This window comes from Planktothricoides raciborskii GIHE-MW2 (genome assembly GCF_040564635.1).
Classification (GTDB): Bacteria; Cyanobacteriota; Cyanobacteriia; order Cyanobacteriales; family Laspinemataceae; genus Planktothricoides; species Planktothricoides raciborskii.
Genome location: NZ_CP159837.1, coordinates 177,336 through 197,172 on the forward strand (window position 1 = coordinate 177,336; position 19,837 = coordinate 197,172).

Sequence of the window (19,837 nt, forward strand, 5' to 3'; positions counted from 1 at the left end):
TTTTTTGCCCGAATGCTTCGCCCCTACAAGATCCTACAGCCGCTATCATTAATAAGGAATCCAAACGAAGACCTAAACCATGACCATGCAAACGCCCGTAGATTTTCAAGACGCTTTTGATGTCGTAGTGGTGGGGGCGGGACATTCCGGTTGTGAAGCGGCCTTAGCCACCGCCCGTCTGGGGTGTCGCACCCTGCTGCTGACCTTAAATTTAGATAAAATCGCTTGGCAACCCTGCAACCCGGCAGTGGGTGGCCCAGCTAAGTCCCAGTTGACCCATGAGGTTGATGCCCTCGGTGGGGAAATTGGCAAAATGACCGATCGCACCTATTTGCAAAAGCGCGTCCTCAATGCTTCTCGTGGCCCTGCGGTTTGGGCATTACGGGCTCAAACCGACAAACGGGAATATGCCGCCGTGATGAGAAAAATCGTAGAAAACCAAGAAAACTTATCTCTGCGCGAAGGCATGGTCACGGACTTAGTGCTGAATAATCACGATGAAATTATCGGCGTAAAAACCTATTTTGGTGTCGCCTTTGCCTGCAAAGCCGTAATCTTAACCACCGGCACTTTTTTAGGTGGAATAATTTGGGTAGGAAATAAATCAATGGCCGCTGGTCGGGCCGGAGAATTTGCTGCCGTGGGTCTAACCGAAACTTTGAACAAATTAGGCTTTGAAACCGATCGCCTAAAAACCGGAACTCCTGCCCGCGTCGATAAGCGATCGGTGGACTATAGCAAAATGGAACCGCAACCGGGAGATGAAGATGTGCGGTGGTTTAGTTTTGACCCGGAAGTGTGGGTCGAACGGGAACAAATGAACTGTTATCTAACTCGAACCACGGCGGAAACTCATCGGTTAATTAAAGAAAATATCCACTTATCTCCGGTTTATGGCGGTTGGGTGGATGCCAAAGGGCCGCGCTATTGTCCCAGCATTGAAGATAAAATAGTCCGCTTTGCGGATAAAGAAAGTCATCAAATCTTTATTGAACCGGAAGGGAGAGATATTCCCGAACTTTATATCCAAGGATTTTCTACGGGATTACCGGAAAATTTGCAACTACAAATGTTGCGGAGTTTGCCCGGATTAGAAAAATGTGTCATGTTGCGTCCAGCTTATGCGGTGGAATATGATTATTTACCCGCCACCCAATGTTATCCCACCTTGATGACCAAGAAAGTTTCGGGATTATTTTGTGCCGGACAAATTAATGGCACGACGGGTTATGAAGAAGCCGCCGCCCAAGGACTTGTAGCGGGCATTAATGCCGCCCGGTTAGTGCGCGGTCAGGAAATGATTATTTTCCCTCGCGAACAAAGTTATATTGGCACATTAATTGACGATCTCTGCACCAAAGAATTACGCGAACCGTATCGAATGTTAACCAGTCGGTCGGAATATCGGTTATTATTGCGTTCCGATAATGCCGATCGCCGCTTAACCCCGTTAGGTCGAGAAATTGGCTTAATCTGCGATCGCCGCTATCGTTTATTTACGGAAAAATATGCTAAAATAGCCGCAGAGAAAGAAAGGCTAGAAACGACCCGAATCAAAGAACATGAAGCAATAGGAAAAGCAATCTTTGCAGACACAAATCAGAAAATTAAAGGGTCAATTACCTTATCTGAACTGCTGCTGCGTCCGGGATTTCATTATAGTAAATTTGAAAATTATGGACTGGCGAACCTAGAACTAAATCAAGCGGAAAAAGAAGGAGTAGAAATTGACATTAAATACTCTGGTTATATTGAAAGGCAGCAACACCAAATCGACCAAATTAGTCGGAATGCTAACCGCAAATTACCCGCAGATTTAGACTATGCTCAAATCAATACTTTGTCCAAAGAAGCCAGAGAAAAACTGGCCAAAGTCAAACCCTTAACCATTGGCCAAGCTTGCCGAATTGGGGGCGTAAATCCAGCGGATATTGATGCTTTGCTGATTTACTTAGAAGTGAGTAAACGTCAATTAGCGATGAGGTAAAATTTATTGGTTATTGGTTATTGGTTATTTGTTGTTTGGGGGTTGAATCGAATAACGAATAACCAGTAACAATCAACAGTCAACAGTCAACAGTCACCAAAAGCCCAGATATAATACGATAATCGATGACGCTGGTTGTAGCTGAATCAAGGTAGCAATTGTCATAGTTATGAAGTACAAAAAAACCTGTCATTCCCGCGCAGGCGGGAATCCAGAAAAACTCTGTACTTCATTAGGACAATAACCGTTGTATAGCTTATATAGCTGGCAATATCACATCACAGGTTTAGGAAATTATGTCTCAGCAAAATGTCACAACCAAACCGGCTTCTGAGGAGCCGGTGGTAGGCTTTAAGGAACCCCAGCCACGCGGCTCGTTTTCCGTAGATGCGTATGCCGATCGCCTAATGGATGAGCTATTTGACGACATGGAGCATATTTTGGACGGGGGAAGACTGCCCACCCAGACCACCCCCCCACCGGATCCAGTCTCGTTAAAATCCATTCAGGTGCCGCAAATTATTTTGCCGCAAATGCTCATCCCCCAACCGGAAACCCATCCGGTGAAAACCGCTGAAGCGGAAACCACCGAAACCCAAAAGCAAAAATCTGGGCGGTTACTAGATAAACTCTTGCTTGGTGGGGCTTGTGCGTCTTTGGTGATTTTGGTTGGTTTACTGCTGTGGAACCGAGGGGATCTCCAGCGCTTTTGGGTTCTGGTGACTGGAGAAACCCCACAACCGACCGATCGCGTCGTGCCAAAAACTCCCGAACAACTTAAAGCCGAAGCTGATATTAAGTTTATGGAGTATATGCAGCGATCGCTGGCAACCATTCAGAGAGAAGGCGCAAAAGCCACCATTGCCACACCCCCACCAGCGGCACAAAATCAAGCAAACCTACCCATTCCGATGTCACCACCGCCTGTGAATGTGACAGTTAATCCCACGATCGCCGCCCAACCAGACTCCGGGAATTTAACCGAGGTACTCAACCGCATTGCGATCGCCCTGGAAAGACTAACCCTCACCGGCGCCCCTCCCACTCAAACCGTCAAAGTCCCGGCAAATCCTCCAGGGGCGCCCACCACTGCCGCCGCGCCGAAACCCGCACCGGCTCCCGCCCCCACCCAAGCGGCGAAACCCGCCACCCAAGGGGCGAAACCCGCCGCCCCTGCCGCCCCAGCCCCCAGCCCAGCCCCCAGCCCCTCGCCTAAACCCCAAGCAGAAGCGCCCAAACCCGCACCCGCTGCGCCGCAACAACCTGTAGCATCCCTTCCCAAACCGGAAGCCGCACCACCCCTGCCGGAACAACCAGCGGAAACCGCTGCCACCGCTCAACCAGAATCAGCCCCCACTGCTGCCCCCGCTGAATCAGCCGCCGCAGCGGTTCATACTTTGGTGGGAATTATCCAAGTGGGAGAGCGATCGGTTGCCTTATTTGAAATCAATGGGGCATCCCGCCGCATCAACATTGGTGAAAGCATTGGGTCTAGTGGCTGGACACTCGGCGAAATCAAAAACAAAGAAGCGGTGATTCGCCGCAATGGTGAAGTGCGTTCCATCTATGTGGGACAAAGCATTTAGCTATTTATTTTTGTTGACCGTTGATTGTTGATGGTTGACCGTTGATTGTTGATGGTTGATGGTTGACCGTCAACGTTCAAGGGTCAAGGGTCAAGGGTCAACGGTCAACCATCAACCATTGAGTAAGGAATTATAAATAATGAGTTTGTTTGATGATGTCAGTCGTTTTTTTGAAGACAAATTAGATGAATTTCTCCGCAATCATCCTCATCTGGAATTACAAGCTATTGAGGAGCAACTGCGAGAACAAGAAGATGATACTTTGCGATTAATTCGCGATGCCCAAAATAAAGAGAAACAATTACAAGAGCAAATTTTATCCACGGCTCAAGATATTCAACGCTGGCATGAACGAGTGAATAAAGCCAAAGCATCGGGCAGACAAGATTTAGCTCAAGCGGCACAAGAACGGGAAGCGGATTTATTGCGTCAGGGCAATCAACTTTGGGGAAAAATGCAAGCCGCCAAAGAACAAATCGAAAAAGGCAAAGAGTTATATCGTAAAATTCATGGTCAACGTTTGGAAGTGCAAAAAAAAGCCACAGAAGTAAAAGCAGCAACTAGCGATACCACTTCACCAACCGTCGATACTAAGATTTGGACTCAGAATTATAAATTTAATGACAATAGTAGCGCTGACCCCTTAGAAGATACTTTTCGTCGTTGGGAAATGGATCAGGAGTTAGATCATATGAAAAGAAATATTGGCAGATAAATTAGGGTGTGGGGAGCGGGGGAAAGTGAAAAGTCGTAGGGGCGAATGGCCATTCGCCCGTACAAAAGTCGTAGGGGCGAATGGCCAAGAGAGAAAAGAGAGGAGAGAAAAGAGAGGAGAGAATATCTTTCCTCTTTCCTATGCATCCTCTTTCCTATGCATCCTCTTTCCTATGCATCCTCCCTTTCACTATTCACTCTCCCCTCATCCCCCCGCCACCCTGCTATTTTCTAATTATTCTCTGACTCCTAATCTGCCGGTCGCACCGCGTTGCATTGAGGTAATCTTTTCCGCCCCGGCAAAGACCCCTTCTCCTTGAATTTGAGAAATACTGGGTTTGATTTCTATTTTAATCACTCTAGAATTGGCGATCATTACGGTTTGATCGAAGAGATGGAAAATAAACCAAGGTTTTTGTAAAAATTTGGCGATTTGTTGTTGAAATTGTTGGGGGGGAATGGGAATTTTATAAGAATCAGATTGTCCATCCACATAATAAAAGGTGACTTCGGTGCTATTTTCCGCCTGCATGGTGGCAAAAGAACCTCGAACCATAATGATTGACTCCTAATTTTTTTTGGTGGTTATTGGTTATTGGTTATTGGTTGTTGGTTATTACTTTTTGGGTGATGTCAAGCAACCAATAAATCATGACCAATAACCAATAACAAAAAACTAATAAATGTTAACTTTTAGGCATCGCACTCATTTTTTCTAAGTCTAAAACCTTGGCTAATTCTGCTTCACTCATTAATTGTTTTTCCAGGACAATTTGTCGCAAGGATTTGCCAGTTTCTAGGGATTCTTTGGCAACAGCAGCGGCGTTGAGATAACCGATATGAGTGTTTAGTGCTGTGACTAAGGATAAACTGCCTTCGGCGTAGGCTAGACACCGATCGCGGTTGGCGGTGATTCCTGCTAGACCTCGCTGAGTTAGGGCGGCCAAGGTATTGCCCATCAGTTCAATGCTGTGAATTAGATTATAGGCAATTAAGGGCATCATTACGTTGAGTTCTAGTTGTCCAGCTTGGGAGGCTAGGGCGATCGCGCTGTCATATCCCATGACTTGAAAACAGACCATTGAAGTCATTTCCGCCATGACCGGATTATATTTTCCGGGCATAATCGAGGAACCGGGTTGTACTGGGGGCAGTTGGATTTCCTTGAGGCCGGTTTTTGGCCCGGAGTCCATTAACCGCAAATCATGGGAAATTTTAATGCAGTCGGTGGCTAAATTCCGCAAGCAACCAGAGACATTCACAAACGGGGACATACTTTGCATAGCAGCCATCATGTTTGGCGCCGGTTGCAAGGGTTTGCCGATTAGTTCGGAGAGAATTTCTGTCACCCGATAGCGATATTGGGGATGGGTATTTAATCCTGTCCCGGTGGCGCTGCCGCCAATGCCTAAGATCGTTAAATCTTCCTCAGCTTTTTTGATCCGGTTGAGGTGGTCGGTGAGAATATACGCCCAAGCCCGGAACCCTTCCCCCAGTCGGACGGGTACGGCGTCTTGGTTGTGGGTTCTGCCGGATTTGACGATATCTTGAAATTCCTCGGCTTTTTTCTCCAGGGTGGCGATCGCCTCTGCCAAAGCGGGATACAGGCTGTGTTCCAGGGCTAATAGCCCGCCAATGCGAATCGCCGTAGGGATCACATCATTGGTAGATTGACCATAATTAACATGATCGTTAGGGCTGACTCGTTGGTAGTTGCCCTTGGTATCCCCCAAAATTTCTAGGGCGCGATTGGCCAATACTTCATTAATATTCATGTGATGGGAGGTTCCGGCGCCTGCTTGGTAAACATCCACCACAAATTGATCCCGCAGTTTTCCTTGGAGAATTTCGTCCACGGCTTGAATAATTGCTGTGGCAATTTCCGGGGAGATACAGTTAAGTTCTCCATTGGCTTTAGCGGTTGCTTTTTTAATCAGTAAGCAGGCATCTACATAAGTGGATAAGGGCTTGAGTCCACTGATGGGAAAATTTTCAATCGCCCGGAGTGTTTGAATGCCATAATAGACATGGGCGGGAATTTCTCTAGACCCCATTGAGTCTCTTTCGAGCCGATATTCAGAATCTTTTGTCATCAAAATTTTACATTTTAGTTTACAAATTTTTACGCTTTAACTTTGCCGAACCACGATCTTTGATCCCCGATTCTTGAATCAAGATTTTGGGGCATAAATAGTTAAAATATATGTATTTAGCGATCGAGTTTAGACAAAAGCGATCGAGGCGATAACCTTTAGTCACAAAAGAAAAGGGATAAATTTCAGATGGTCAACAATGGTGTTTTTAGCATTTAACTTGCTGACTCATCTGAGCGGTTACTAGATAAAAACTGAACAGTCACCGCAGGTTGGTCTGGATTTTGTGACAAAAAAGCCGCAATCACAGCTTGCATAGTATCACTTAGAGGATGTAATCCGGTGTTGAATTTACATTTTTGGCCTGAAAATCAAGGAAATTTGACAGTAATAAACGAGATTATCAGGAGTATGCTTATGTAGAAGGATTCAAAATCAAAAACTTTCTGGGAGATATTTTTATGAGAGCAAATAAATTTTCTATCTACCATAAAACCTTTGAGTGCAGACCTGATAGTTATTGGCAGTGGTATCAGCAAGGCAATGCTTTGCGGGATCTGGGGAAATACTGGGAAGCTTTGGATAGTTACAATAAAGCCCTGGAGTACCAACCGAACGATTATTGGGCTTGGTATCAACGGGGTCAGGTGTTTGATACTTTGGGCTGCTATGCAGAGGCGATCGCTTGTTTTGAGAATGCCCTGAAGACTAGACCTGGGGACTACTGGTGTTGGTATCAAAAAGCTTGTGTGATGCAACAGCAGGGGTTTTACTCGGAGGCGATCGCCTGTTTTGATCGAGCCTTGGAAGCGAAACCCGATGACTATTGGGCGTGGTATCGTCGGGCAGAAACCTTGAGAGAGTGCGATCGCTATGATGAGGCCGCCGAAAACTATCGCCAAGCCCTGAACTGCCGAAATAACCGAGATTATTGGGCGTTGTATCGCCTAGGACAAACCCTCTATCAGGCGGGTTCATACCCAGAAGCCCAGCAATACTTAGAACAGGCGATCGCCCTCAAACCCGGAGATGCTGAATGTTGGCACCTTCTGGGGAAATTGCTGGATATCCTCGGTGAAAGCCATGAAGCCCTCGCTTGTTACGATCGCTCCTTGGAAATCAATTGCCTCGATCCGATCTGCTGGTATGACCGAGGGTTGACTTTGGTGGATCTGGAAGATTACGAAGCGGCGGCAGAATGTTATGAACATTCAATTGAACTCAACCCAGATAATTACTGGACTTGGTATCAATTGGCAAATGTGCTCAAGGATATGGGCTGCTATGAAGATGCCCTGTCGATTTATAACAAAGCAATTAGTTTGCAACCGGATTGGTATCAGTGGCCAGAATTACAATCTTTGGCCAGTTGGATCTGGGAAGAACGGGGGGAGGTTCTCCAGCAATTAGGTCGTGAGGAAGAAGCCCAGTTAAGTTTTGCTCAAGCCAGCGAAATTCAATCGGTGAAATTGAGCGACCGTGAAGCCAACAAATGAATTGCGGTAATTGAGTATCTGCTCATTAAGAACTAAATGAACTTTGATGTCAGTTCTATACTCAGTTTAAAAATATCCTCCATGTTTTGGGAGGTTGAGTATGAACCTAAATCCAGCAGGATCATCATTAAAAAGTGAAGCAACTGAGCGATTAGAATTGACCCAAACCGCTCACGATTATTTAGACTGGTATCAACGGGCTACAGTGCTGCGTCATGGGAGACGATACTCAGAAGCCCTTGCCAGTTATGACCGGGCTTTAGAGTTACGACCGAATGATTATTGGGCTTGGTATTATCGCGGCAATGTGTTGGCAGATTTAAAGCGCTACTCAGAGGCGATCGCCAGTTATGATCGGGCTTTAGAGTTACGACCGAATGATTACTGGGCTTGGTATCATCGCGGCAATGCCTTGAGCGATCTGAAACGGAGTCACGAGGCGATCGCCAGTTATGATCGGGCTTTAGAGTTACGACCGAATGATTATTGGGCTTGGTATCAGCGGGGTAACGTTTTAGACGACCTGAGTTGTCCCGAAGAAGCGATCGCCAGCTATGACAAAGCGTTGGACATTAAACCCGATGATTATTGGGCTTGGTATCGTCGCGCCGAAGTGCTCCGCCACGCTAAACGTTATCAAGAAGCCACTAAGAGCTACCGTAAAGCGTTAGATATTAGGGGGGATGATTACTGGGCATGGTATCGTCTCGGTTTAACTTGGCAAGAGATCCAGGACTACCCCCAGGCGATCGCCTGCTTGAAAAAAGCCAGCGGGATCAAACCTCACGATCCCAAAGTTCACTATCAAATTGCCTGCTGTTACGCTAGTGACGAAAGTATTGCCGATTATATCGATCACGTGGTGGAATTTTTACAAAATAGTCTATCTCTTGACTTTGATTTCTACCAAACTCAGGCGGCGAAAGAACCCAAATTTGCCAAAATTCGGGACGATCGCAGGTTTCATGCTTTAATGAATTCAAATAACGATTAATCCCATCGCTCTAGACATAACAAACCCCCGGCTTTTTTAAGCAAGCCAGGGGTTGATTTATGGGGGCTAAAAAAGCCTTTCAGTTATAAGAAATACCATAAGATTGCTGTGCCAAGAAACCAGATAGCGATCGCCAGGAAACTTTGTTGCAGTCTTTTTAATATCGGCTGAATCTGATAACTCACAATCAACTGATCGCGAGTCAAAATTTCTGAAGTTTTCGTCCAAGATTGACCATCATACCAACCGGATTCCTCATAGGTGATGGTGGCACTTTGCAGGCGATCGCTCACATATTTCCAGCCTAAATAAAGCCGCAGCAGCACCAAAGCCACAAAGAACATCGCCCCAGCGGCGCCACCGAGGAAAAATGGCACCGGATATTTGCCGGGAGGGAAACTCGCCGCCGACACAGGCCCGGTGACGAACCAGCTAATCCCCCAAACCCAGGCTAGTTTCCGCAGATAAACCAGCCAACCTTGAGCCGTCCAGCCAAAAAACCATGACTCTTTTAGCTGTTCATATTCATTAATCGGCTGCTGTTCCAGTGGCACTGGACAGGTAGACAACCCTGCATCCCTCATGGTGCGATCGCTCCCGTGGCAAAAGGAACTCGTTCCGCGTGACTCCAGAACGCCTCTAAATTGTAGTATTCTCGTTCTTTGGGCATAAAAATATGCACGATCACATCCCCGTAATCCTGCACTAGCCAATTGCCGCTATCTTGTCCTTCTTGACGCAACGGTTCACGGACGCATTCTTCAGCGGCGCTGTGTTTAATCGCGTCGGCGATCGCCCGGACTTGGACTCGGGAAAACCCGGTGACAATCACAAAATACTCAGCCAGATAAGAAACATCGGCGACGTGCAATAAGACAATATCACCGCCTTTGCGATCGTCCGCAGCGCGGGCAATGGTTTCAGCCAATAAGCGACTTTGCTCCTGTCTCCCGCCACGCCAACCTTTATTTTGCTCGGAGTGGATGGGAGAAACTTGCGTTTGGGGATATTCTGTCATGAAATCTTCCATTAATAATGTTACACAGGTTTACAGAAATGTTTTCAATCGTGCTGCTACGCCTTGATGTCGTTTTGTTTGTGAGAGTTTTAGGCAACTTCAAACCTAAATCTGCCGGAACACTGAAAAGTTTTACACACTATCGTAACAAATTCTTAGGCAGTCTCGGCGATCGCCCTTTAATCGCCCCTTAATTGCCTCTTTTGGTTCAATAATTAGGGCGTGACTGTTTTTCCGTGGCCATTAACAGCGCCCAATTTCTAGTCATAATGGTTCATCGATTTCAATTCCTTCCGCATTGAGGGATAAGCTGCCCTGAGTCACCAGCTTTTCCCCAACCGACAACCCTTGAGTCACCGAAATCAACTCCCCTTGGGTTGCACCCGTTGTCACTTCCAACGGCTCATAAAAATTCTCATATTGGACAAAAACAAACTGCTTGCCGTCCGCATCAACTAAGGCAGTAAAGGTAATCATCACTCCAGAGCCCTAAGCAGTCGTAGCGTTGATCGGTGTAACAACAATGCCCAACATTTGAGCGGTTTTCGGGTTAACCTGCACTCGCTCAATTCCCCCGGTTGCCTGAAACTCATCCCCATGACCGATATGGCACATCGCCCGCCTGGGGAACAGATAACAAGAAAGAAGATTGTGATCGGGAAAGCCTCCACAAAAGCTTTTTGGTTGTAACCCATGGTTCACTGACTCCAGGTTGATATCGGTCTTAGTCTGCCAGAGCACAGATGAAATCCCGGTGAAAAAGCCTTGGTGTGAGTAAAATCAATCTCGTAGTTAATATCTCTGGCGTGATGTGAATTTTGTCTTTTCCACAAATCAACCTTTATGCTAGAGGCATTCATTTATTGATTTTAGATAGCTCACCATGTCTTCGATCGCCTTTGAAATTCTACTAATTGTGATGCTAACCATTGCCAATGGGATTTTTTCAGGCTCAGAGATTGCAGTCGTTTCTGCCCGCAAAGTCCGCTTAGAGCAATTAGCAGACCGAGGCAACCGTAAGGCACAAGTTGCCCTGAAACTGGCCAATTCCCCCAATGATTTTCTCTCAACGGTGCAAATTGGGATTACTTTGATTGGCATTCTAAGTGGCGCGGTGGGCGGTGCCACGATCGCTCAACGCTTAAAACCCCTATTTGAGAGCATTCCTATTTTGCAACCATACAGCGAGGGAATCAGCGTTGTCATCGTGGTGACAATTATCACTTATCTTTCGCTGGTAATTGGGGAATTGGTGCCAAAACGGATTTCCCTCAATAATCCAGAACAAATTGCCTGTATGGTTGCCCCACCGATGCGGCTTCTTTCCCGTTTGACCGCACCGCTTGTGCATATTTTGGGTGTTTCAACGGATGCCTTGCTCAACCTACTGGGGATTAAAGCTTCAGACGAGCCCAATATTACCGAGGAAGAAATTAAAGTATTGATTCGCCAAGGTGCCGACTCTGGGGTATTTGAGCCAGCAGAGCATGAGATGGTGGAGCGAGTTTTTCGCCTGGGCGATCGCCCCATCAAAGCAATAATGACGCCTCGAACTGAAATTGACTGGTTAGATATTGAATCCTCTTTAGAGGAAAATTTACAAGAAGTAATCGCCAGCAACCACTCTCGCTTTCCCGTTGGGCGGGGTAGTTTAGATGAATGTATTGGAGTCATCCGTGGCAGTCATTTGTTAACTGCCCAATTATCTGGTCAAGCCCTCAGCCTGGAAGAGATCATTCAACCACCTCTATATGTGACAGAAAGCGCCCGTGCGCTTTCTGTCATAGAACAGTTCAAGAAAACCGGGGTTCATATTGCGATGGTGACAGATGAATATGGTGGAGTTGAAGGCTTGGTGACTCTAAATGATTTGATGGAAGCGATCGTTGGTGATTTGCCTTCCCTAGAAGACCAAGAAGAACCTCTGATTATTCAACGGGAGGATGGTTCCTGGTTACTCGATGGTTCTCTTGACATCCATGATTTGAAAGACCTGCTGGAAAAAGAGTCATTGCCCGACGAAACAACGGGCAGTTTCCACACCCTTGGTGGGTTTGTGATGCATTTCCTGGGATATATTCCCCAATCCGGTGAATATTTTCAGTGGAGTGGACTCCGCTTTGAAGTGGTGGATATGGACGGTACAAGGGTGGATAAGGTTTTAGTGATGCGATGTGTTTCGGAGAATGCGATTCCAGAAAATCATTCTGATTAAATGGATTTCGGCGAATTGTCGGTGTGGCTGAAATGAAATTCAGATGAAATGGCCAATGTTTGGATAAAATCAACCCCGTGGTTGATTTCCGTGAATCGATGCGAATTTTACTGGTGGAAGATGAGACAGATTTAGGACTGGCAATTAAGCAAGTTCTGATGGAGGAGAAATATGTGGTGGATTGGCTGACCGATGGTGCTCGGGCATGGGACTGCATCGAAAGCCAATGAACAGATTACACCGTGGCGATATTGCATCCGCAACGCTTCGCGAACGTGGATTGGCTGCTTCCAGGGTTATCGGGTATTGAGTTGTGTCAAAGACTCAGATTGCATAAAAATCCTTTACCCGTGCTGATGTTGACCGCATTGGGACAGCCGGAAAATCGGGTAGCGGGGTTAGATGCGGGAGCCGATGACTATTTAGTCAAACCCTTTGTGATCGAAGAATTGCTGGCACGATTGCGGCCACGATTGCGGCGATTCCCTCGCCTGAGCAACGCGCGATCGCCCCAGCTACAACCTCTAACCTTGACGGTGGGATGGTTTACCCTCGATCATGGGAACAATCAGTTATTGGTTCAACGAGGCGAACGACCGCTCGCGATCGTTCCTTTAACCATCAAAGAATTTCAGGTACTTGCCTATTTGATGCAAAATCCCAGTCGAATTATTTCCGGCAGCAAAATTCGCCAGCAACTTTGAGATATCGATGAAGAACCCATTAGTAATGTTGTCGCCGCCCAAATGCGACTGTTGCGGCGGAAATTCGCCAGCTATCATTGTGATTGCCCGATCGCGCGAAAGCTCAGGCGAGGGAATCGAAACCGTTGCCGGTCAAGGCTATCGCTTTACTTTGAAACCATGAAAACCATGAGTAGCCATTAGATCAACAAAGCCGGATTTTTGAGCGGTTTTATCGCGTCGATAGCGATCGCGCGAAAGCTCAGGCGAGGGAATCGCTCTCGCCAAACTGGTGGCACTGGATAGGGTTAGCCATTGCCCAGGCGATACAGCACTTGGCGATATTATGAGGTCCAATCAAGAGGAAGTGAAAAACAGATAATCGTGAAATCTGATGAAATCGTATTCCGTTGACCTCCGCTCAAAAATAGTAGAAGCGCACTTGACCCAAAAAATATCAATCAGAAAAGTAGCCCAAATATTTGCTTAGTATTTTGTGCAAAAAATAGTTAAGCAACAACGAACCGAAGGAAATGTGCTTCCCAAAAAAAGGGGTAAACCTCGATTCAGTCAGTTGAGTGATGCGGAAGAAACAGTCCGAGCATTAATCGCTGAATATCCCGATGCGACTTTAGCAGAATTACAGCACTTTTCGATATTATGAGGTACGTTATATCCCCCCTAGCCCCCTTCGATCGCCTGCAGCTTTCGGCCCGCCATCGGCTTTGTCCCCCCCCCTTTTAAGCTATGCCTTACTCACATATTTCTTAACAATCGAGAAAGCATAGCCTGCCTGGGGTTGAGCGTGGTTACGAAACTTAACACATATTTAGGGTGGTGAGAATCCCGCGCTCAACCAAATCTGGCTAAACTATAAGTCCAAAGCGGGGATAAATCTCTACCACTCGCGCTTCAATTCCGGCAATTGTGCCGGAATTGAAGCTCTGAAAAATTGAGGATAAAGTATGGATTCTTGGGCAAAAGAGGAACTTCAATATGCGGACTTGGGTGATGCCCGTCGGAATCGGCGATTGGTCAAGATTGTGTCCGATTTAGTCGCCCAACCGAATAGCAGCGTCCCACAAGCCTCGGGAAATTGGGCAGCCACTCAAGGAGCATACGATTTTTGGGGGAATCCCAGAGTGAAAGCAGATGATATTAGAAAAGCACATCAATGTAGTACCATCTACCGAGTCGAACAACAGCAGGTTGTTTTAGCGGTTCAAGATACTACAGAACTCAACTTCACCCATCATCCGGGCAAAAAAGGAATGGGCTATTTGGACTCATCCAAGAGTCGGGGGTTAAAAGTACATTCTACATCAGCTGTGTCAGCAGTTCGGGAGTGCCATTAGGTCTATTAAACCAGCAAGTTTGGGTGAGAGAGGATCAAGATTTAGGCAAAAAACATCTTCGACACAAAAAAAATATTCAAGAAAAAGAAAGCCAACGATGGATTACCGCCTTGGCTGAAACCCAGACGGCGATCCCCCTTGCAACTACAGTGGTGACTGTGGCCGACCGCGAAGCCGACATCTATGATTTATTGATTACCCCGAGAAGCGTCAATTCTCATCTACTGATTAGGGCGTCCCATAATCGCGCCGTGTCATCCCTGGAACCTAGTGCGCCGAAGGGTCAGCGATTGTTAGACCGGCTGCATCAGTGTCCGGAAATGGGACAAATAACCATTGAAATTCACCCCCAGGCAGACAAAGAGCCTCGTCAGGCCATTTTGACCATTCGGGCTACTTCTGTAGAAATTCAGCCCCCTTTAGGACACCCTAACTATCAACAATTATCACCGATGACAATCCAAGTCATTCAGGCCAGGGAAGAAAATCCCCCAACTGGTGTCAAGCCAGTCAGTTGGTTATTATTAACCACTTTGCCCATTACTGGTTTGACGGATGCCTTGCAGTGTTTGCGCTGGTACTCTGATCGATGGTTAATTGAACGATATCATTATGTCCTCAAAAGCGGCTGTCGTCTTGAGCAACTACAGCTAGAAACTGCTGACCGAATTGAACGAGCCTTGGCCACTTATAGCATAGTGGCTTGGCGCTTGTTGTGGCTAACATTAGAAGCTCGTTACAATCAGTCGGCTCTGGCTGACACAGTGTTTCAGAGCTATGAGTGGAAAGCTCTGTACTGTTATGTAAACTCAACCCCTATACCCCCTGAAACCCCGCCCACTTTGAATCAATGTGTTCGTTGGATTGCGAAGTTGGGTGGTTTTTTAGGACGCAAGGACGATGGTGAACCGGGCGTTAAAACGATTTGGTTGGGTCTACGACGACTTGATGACATTGCGAGTACATGGAAGCTACTTTATGGGATTACTTAAGCGGATGTCAAGCATAATTATGTTAAGAAATATGTGAGTAAGGATAAGCCCTTTTAAGGGGGGCTAGGGGGTATCCCCCGCTGGCGCGGGGGCAGGCTTAATGTACCTTATTACATCGCCAAGCGCTGTATGAGATCGCCCCTCTCCAGAGCCTCCATTTTTAAGGGGGAGTTGGGGGTATTGAATAACATTGGTAATCGTAACTCCCCAATAAAAATATGCGATCGCTGTATAACAAATAGGGAATCGCTGTGCCACGGGCGATTGGCACCCGGACTTTACTCAGCAAGAGATATTCTTACACATTCACAGACAGCTTTCCAATCACGTTCTCAAATATGACCAATCAGGATTAAATTCGCAGCAGGAGGTAATGTGACAATGACGCTAAGAAATACAGATGGAATCAGTAAACTGCTGACCAATCTTGAATGACATCATCAGTGACACCCAGTCCCTTGGTTTGAGTTGCGATCGTTTCCACTATGGAGAGTTGCATGATAGGTGCTAGAGGATAAAACCACAGCAGGACGACGTTTAATTTCTTGGACTCCAGGAAATTCCACTGTGACGACATCACCAGGATTAAAAGACACTGTTAAATCTCCTCATTATCGGCAAATAAATTAGCGGCATATTGTAAGGAAAATGCGGTTATGTCAAGCTGATATTGTTCAGTCCAAGTATTACTTTCATCAAGTACCGCCATGTTTTGGTGACTGAGATATTTTAAAATCATAGGGGCGAAACGCAGGCGATCGCTAACTGATAGCGTTCCTTCCAACGATATTATGGTAAATATTTGTAATTTTTTCACGGCATTTAGCAGATATATTTCCCGATCGCCATCATCCTAAAAACCATCCGTTATCTATTAACCATCCGTTATCTATTAACCATCCGCTGCCCACCATTATTCAATTAAACCAAATAAATTTGCCAAAAATAAAACTAGATTATATGGGCAAAGATATTATATCAATCAACAAAATTATCGGATTATATAATATAATTTGCCCATTTTTGCCGTATGCTGGTTTGTTGAATAAGTAGACAAAATTATCAACTCATAGATATAATTTGACCAGCCTAACAGATACCGATTAAAATCGTTTGGGACAAAAATACTTGGCATCGATGATATAGCCGTTTTCTTTTCGTTGAGGTACTATTTCTGGATTCCCGTTTTCAACTGACAGGTTGTCGGATGTACCTCATATATTCGAGCGACGCTATATATACTATTATTTTGGCGGACGGACTTTTTTTGGTCGCCATCCGCCTTTAAATCCAGTCCACCCAATTGTTAAATAACAACTGGCTAAGAGTAAACAACTAATTCCCACTCGCCATAGAGATTTTAAAGTCCCAACTTTTGATCGCTCTTCTGAGGCTTTTTTTCGGTCTTCTATCTGTTTTTCTAAATTAGCTCGAACTGTAGCCATTTGGATTTTAAAGGCATTAGGATCATCTTTAAACTTTTGTAATCTGGCTAATTCATCAGCACTTAAATTGCCTTGCTTGACATAATTATCTAAGTCCGGCTGAGTGGCTAATAAATCTCGCAGTTGAGTGGCCTGTTCTGCCAGCCTAATTTCTAATTGTTGTTTGGCATCTTTGGCTTCTTTGTTGATTTGCTCAATAGTTTGATTTCTGGCTTTAACTACATTACTCATATGAATGGGAGCAATTGCCAGAAACACCAACCCTAAAATAGTAGAAATTAAAAATACCCAAAATTTTAAATCAATACCCGGTTTGGGCTTTATCTCGCTACTACTCCCTAGATTTTCAAAGGCATAGCCGCTAAAAACTAAAGCCATTCCCAACATGGGGACAATTCCTCGATCGACCATTTCGGTGGTGATCTTGAGTGACCACTCAACCCCAGAACTTATCGGAATTGGCAATAATATAAAGTCCAGCAAAGAAATAAGAATCATGGCCATCCCTGCCAATTTGAGAAATCGGGCGGCTTGTAGGGTAATCGGAAGAGGTGTTCTTGCTTTCATCAGTAATAGACTCTGAGGTATTGATGGTCTAAAATATCTCTCAGTATATCTTCTGCGTGTCAGCCGCCCATCAGCCATCAGCCATCAACCATCAGCCATCAACCATCAGCCATCAGCCATCAGCCATCAGCCATCAGCCATCAGCCATCAGCCATCAGCCATCAGCCATCAGCCATCAGCCATCAGCCATCAGCCATCAGCCATCAACCATCAACCATCAACCATCAGCCATCAGCCATCAGCCATCAACCATCAACCGAATAGTAGACCGACACAGCTAAAATGGTCGATTATGGATTCTCGCCTTCGCGGGAATGACATTCAGAGATTGGACAAATTCTAATACACCAAATTAGATGTGTCGGTCTACTAGGCTGACGGAGTAGGGTCGATACAAATTCCGATTTAGTATCTCTGTATATTTACAGAGAAGTTGAACCGAATTTTGTAAAAATTGACTAAATTAAGAAAAATTTCTACGAAATTTTACGGATTTTGCATCAAAATCTGCTCAAAGAAAAATGCTTCAGAAAAAACAATCAAATATGAGAATGCCCAGTCATAGTAAGTAATCAGACTATTGACAAATCTCAAATAGGTGGTTAGGATCGAAGATGAAAGGAAACTTTCAGCAATTATTTAGGAGCCATTCCATCATAGTTGATATCTGTATCCAAAACATTCAGGAAGCTATCTAAATCTTTATTTCTTCAGGAGATCCGGTTCTACAGCCAACATTCAATTTTGTCCTATACCAAAAGAGATGATTATGAAAAAATTACTATCAGCGATCGCCGGGGCAGGTATTTTGGCTATGGCGATCCTAGCGTCGGCTCCAGCACAGGCTCAAATCGGCGGAAACACTGGCTCCGCTGGGGAAGATCTCACATCAGTTTTTAATGATGACTCCTATGAAGTCAGCGACGAGCTTGAACAACTCGTGACTGAACTCCCAACCATTCTGGAAGATATTGACAGTGCAGGTTTGCTGAGTGATCCAGGCCAATTAGATGAATTGTACAATGCCTACGCCAGCGACAGTAGCAGTGGCTACAATGCCGATGCCTGGGTGATTTCCAAGGGTGGCTGTTCGGTGGATGTTAACTGTACCATCAGTAAAATTGGCGTCGTCACCGCATTGCAATGCTATGCCTCAGCCGGTCTAGAGCCAGAAGCCGTGGCGAATTGCCTCCAAGAAAAGGATCAACAGAAATATCTGGCGGCAGCATCCTGTACTTATGGCAATTGTCCGGCATTTGCAGGGCTGCCTGGTCAGTTGTTCGCCGCTTCCACTTGCCAAAATGCGAAACATCCCAGCTTGGCTGGCCATTTGTTGTTGAATGCACCGGCTAACTTTGAGGAAAATACCGCTCAACCGCTACCCGTGGATTTACTGTTCAAAGGTTAATCAACAGCAATGCTCAGAATGATCTACAGCTTTTTTCTACGGACTGAACCACCCCCCCCCTACAGCAATTTTCTATTGGTTGAACCACAAATATTGGTAGGGGCGAAGCATGATTGCCAGTTAATTCTGGGTTCTCGCAGTAGTTGTCACTCATCATGCTTCGCCCCTACATTCCCATGATTGCCAGTTAATTCTGGGTTCTCGCAGTAGTTGTCACCCATCATACTTCGCCCCTACAGAGGTGTTCTATAAAGGCTGAAAAACGCTCTAGAATTACCTAGAATAATTGTCACCATCACCCCATGACTTAGCAAGGCTTTTTTGCCTTTAATCCTTAGTGTCATCGTGGGCAAAACGGTTATAGAGGAAATCTAGGGCATAGTTACGCAAATCGTAATATAAGGGGTCTTCCATAATGCGATCGCGATCGCGAGGACGGGAGAAAGGAATTTCCATAATTTCCCCTACTTTTGCTTCGGGGCCATTGGTCATCATCACCAATTTATCCGCCAAGAATAATGCCTCATCGATATCGTGAGTAATCATTAACACCGTGCAGCGATGATCGTTCCAAATCTGCAATAATTCCTCTTGTAATTCCTCCTTGGTAATCGCATCTAATGCCCCAAAAGGTTCGTCTAAAATCAGCACTTTCGGACGAATTGCCAAAGCGCGGGCAATAGAAACCCGTTGACGCATCCCCCCAGAAATTTGCTTAGGTTTTTTATCAGCCGCTTCGGTTAAACCGACCATTGCTAAATGATCGCGGACGATCGCCCGTTTTTCCAATTCTGACTTATTCTTATAAACCTCATTAACGGCTAAATAGACATTTTCAAAAGCACTTAACCAAGGAAGCAGGGCATAGTTTTGGAAGACAACCATGCGATCAGGGCCTGGTTTGGTGACAGGTTCTCCACCCACCGTCACCGAACCTGTAGACGGGGTATTAAACCCGGACACCATATTTAACAAAGTGGATTTTCCACAGCCAGAGTGACCGATCACACAGATAAATTCGCCCCGATTAATCGTCAAATTGACATCTTTTAAAACCGTGTAAGGGCCTCGCGAGGTCTTATAGGTTTTAGAAACATTGTCAAAAACCACAAAAGGCTTTTTAGCCGATGATTGAGTGACTTTATTCGCTTGAATTTTTTTGTAAACGGTTGGTTGCATCGCTAATTCCTTCTATTTGATCGATGAGCTTTTTCTTGATACCAATTTTACTAAACATTGCCACAGATATACGCTCCCCTTAAATCCCAGCCAGGTGCTGTAGGG

General features: G+C 45.6%; 19 protein-coding genes and 2 pseudogenes. 11 read left to right on the forward strand and 10 right to left on the reverse strand.

Features of this window, described 5'->3' with window-relative positions; genetic code table 11:
• The first annotated feature begins 79 nt into the window (after positions 1-79).
• The 3 genes from mnmG (at position 80) to ABWT76_RS00620 (ending at position 4,288) form a co-directional block, all read left to right on the forward strand.
• Complete coding sequence (gene mnmG, locus ABWT76_RS00610; RefSeq protein WP_054467806.1) at positions 80-1,987, forward strand: tRNA uridine-5-carboxymethylaminomethyl(34) synthesis enzyme MnmG; 1,908 nt, start codon at positions 80-82, stop codon at positions 1,985-1,987.
• A 296-nt stretch (positions 1,988-2,283) separates the two neighbouring features.
• Positions 2,284-3,573 (forward strand): hypothetical protein, encoded by a 1,290-nt coding sequence (locus tag ABWT76_RS00615; protein WP_054467804.1) that lies wholly within the window; start codon positions 2,284-2,286, stop codon positions 3,571-3,573.
• A 139-nt stretch (positions 3,574-3,712) separates the two neighbouring features.
• Positions 3,713-4,288, forward strand: coding sequence for a TIGR04376 family protein (locus ABWT76_RS00620; RefSeq protein ID WP_054467802.1), 576 nt, complete (start codon positions 3,713-3,715; stop codon positions 4,286-4,288).
• Positions 4,289-4,522: 234 nt separating this feature from the next.
• On the opposite strand, the gene ABWT76_RS00625 is transcribed toward ABWT76_RS00620, so the two are convergent.
• Both ABWT76_RS00625 and ABWT76_RS00630 read right to left on the reverse strand, forming a co-directional pair.
• Positions 4,523-4,843, reverse strand: a complete 321-nt coding sequence (locus ABWT76_RS00625) for a hypothetical protein (RefSeq protein ID WP_054467800.1) — start codon at positions 4,841-4,843, stop codon at positions 4,523-4,525.
• A 130-nt stretch (positions 4,844-4,973) separates the two neighbouring features.
• A complete protein-coding gene (locus ABWT76_RS00630) occupies positions 4,974-6,380 on the reverse strand; it encodes an aspartate ammonia-lyase (RefSeq protein WP_054467799.1) in 1,407 nt (468 codons plus the stop codon).
• A gap of 461 nt (positions 6,381-6,841) precedes the next feature.
• Between ABWT76_RS00630 and ABWT76_RS00635 the strand changes: the two genes are divergently transcribed.
• Together ABWT76_RS00635 and ABWT76_RS00640 are read left to right on the forward strand one after the other, a co-directional pair.
• On the forward strand, positions 6,842-7,876 hold the full coding sequence (locus ABWT76_RS00635) for a tetratricopeptide repeat protein (protein ID WP_054467797.1): 1,035 nt from the start codon (positions 6,842-6,844) through the stop codon (positions 7,874-7,876).
• Between the two features lie 100 nt (positions 7,877-7,976).
• Complete coding sequence (locus ABWT76_RS00640) at positions 7,977-8,870, forward strand: tetratricopeptide repeat protein (protein WP_054467795.1); 894 nt, start codon at positions 7,977-7,979, stop codon at positions 8,868-8,870.
• A gap of 83 nt (positions 8,871-8,953) precedes the next feature.
• On the opposite strand, the gene ABWT76_RS00645 is transcribed toward ABWT76_RS00640, so the two are convergent.
• The 4 genes from ABWT76_RS00645 to ABWT76_RS00660 all read right to left on the reverse strand — a co-directional run bounded on the left by ABWT76_RS00645 (position 8,954) and on the right by ABWT76_RS00660 (position 10,629).
• Positions 8,954-9,454, reverse strand: coding sequence for a CGLD27 family protein (locus tag ABWT76_RS00645; protein WP_054467793.1), 501 nt, complete (start codon positions 9,452-9,454; stop codon positions 8,954-8,956).
• Positions 9,451-9,888: a ribosome silencing factor gene (rsfS, locus tag ABWT76_RS00650; protein ID WP_082348940.1), complete on the reverse strand. Its 438-nt coding sequence runs from the start codon at positions 9,886-9,888 to the stop codon at positions 9,451-9,453. The genes ABWT76_RS00645 and rsfS overlap by 4 nt, the downstream gene beginning before the upstream one ends.
• A gap of 264 nt (positions 9,889-10,152) precedes the next feature.
• Positions 10,153-10,365: a hypothetical protein gene (locus tag ABWT76_RS00655; protein ID WP_231636850.1), complete on the reverse strand. Its 213-nt coding sequence runs from the start codon at positions 10,363-10,365 to the stop codon at positions 10,153-10,155.
• 12 nt (positions 10,366-10,377) lie between these two features.
• Entirely contained in the window at positions 10,378-10,629 is a 252-nt protein-coding gene (locus tag ABWT76_RS00660) for a hypothetical protein (protein WP_242049948.1), read from the reverse strand.
• 142 nt (positions 10,630-10,771) lie between these two features.
• Here ABWT76_RS00660 and ABWT76_RS00665 point away from each other — a divergent pair, with 142 nt between their 5' ends.
• From ABWT76_RS00665 to ABWT76_RS00680, 4 genes and pseudogenes are all read left to right on the forward strand, one after another.
• Positions 10,772-12,103, forward strand: coding sequence for a hemolysin family protein (locus tag ABWT76_RS00665; RefSeq protein WP_054467791.1), 1,332 nt, complete (start codon positions 10,772-10,774; stop codon positions 12,101-12,103).
• 98 nt (positions 12,104-12,201) lie between these two features.
• Positions 12,202-12,970, forward strand: a pseudogene (gene rppA / locus ABWT76_RS00670) (two-component system response regulator RppA).
• 312 nt (positions 12,971-13,282) lie between these two features.
• Entirely contained in the window at positions 13,283-13,450 is a 168-nt protein-coding gene (locus tag ABWT76_RS00675; protein WP_156331879.1) for a hypothetical protein, read from the forward strand.
• Positions 13,451-13,751: 301 nt separating this feature from the next.
• Positions 13,752-15,133: pseudogene (locus tag ABWT76_RS00680) on the forward strand (IS4 family transposase).
• 440 nt (positions 15,134-15,573) lie between these two features.
• Here ABWT76_RS00680 and ABWT76_RS00685 read toward each other — a convergent pair.
• The 3 genes from ABWT76_RS00685 to ABWT76_RS00695 form a co-directional block, all read right to left on the reverse strand.
• Positions 15,574-15,729 carry a hypothetical protein gene (locus ABWT76_RS00685; protein WP_354635481.1) on the reverse strand — a complete coding sequence of 52 codons (156 nt, stop codon included), beginning with the start codon at positions 15,727-15,729 and terminating at the stop codon, positions 15,574-15,576.
• A 2-nt stretch (positions 15,730-15,731) separates the two neighbouring features.
• Positions 15,732-15,950, reverse strand: a complete 219-nt coding sequence (locus ABWT76_RS00690) for a hypothetical protein (protein WP_054467789.1) — start codon at positions 15,948-15,950, stop codon at positions 15,732-15,734.
• A gap of 427 nt (positions 15,951-16,377) precedes the next feature.
• Positions 16,378-17,145 carry an HpsJ family protein gene (locus ABWT76_RS00695; RefSeq protein WP_054467787.1) on the reverse strand — a complete coding sequence of 256 codons (768 nt, stop codon included), beginning with the start codon at positions 17,143-17,145 and terminating at the stop codon, positions 16,378-16,380.
• 56 nt (positions 17,146-17,201) lie between these two features.
• On the opposite strand from ABWT76_RS00695, the gene ABWT76_RS00700 reads away from it, so the two are divergent.
• Positions 17,202-17,426: a hypothetical protein gene (locus ABWT76_RS00700; RefSeq protein WP_190883002.1), complete on the forward strand. Its 225-nt coding sequence runs from the start codon at positions 17,202-17,204 to the stop codon at positions 17,424-17,426.
• Between the two features lie 488 nt (positions 17,427-17,914).
• On the forward strand, positions 17,915-18,553 hold the full coding sequence (locus ABWT76_RS00705; protein ID WP_156331878.1) for a hypothetical protein: 639 nt from the start codon (positions 17,915-17,917) through the stop codon (positions 18,551-18,553).
• Between the two features lie 327 nt (positions 18,554-18,880).
• On the opposite strand, the gene ABWT76_RS00710 is transcribed toward ABWT76_RS00705, so the two are convergent.
• A complete protein-coding gene (locus ABWT76_RS00710) occupies positions 18,881-19,732 on the reverse strand; it encodes a nitrate ABC transporter ATP-binding protein (RefSeq protein WP_082348937.1) in 852 nt (283 codons plus the stop codon).
• Positions 19,733-19,837: the final 105 nt, after the last annotated feature.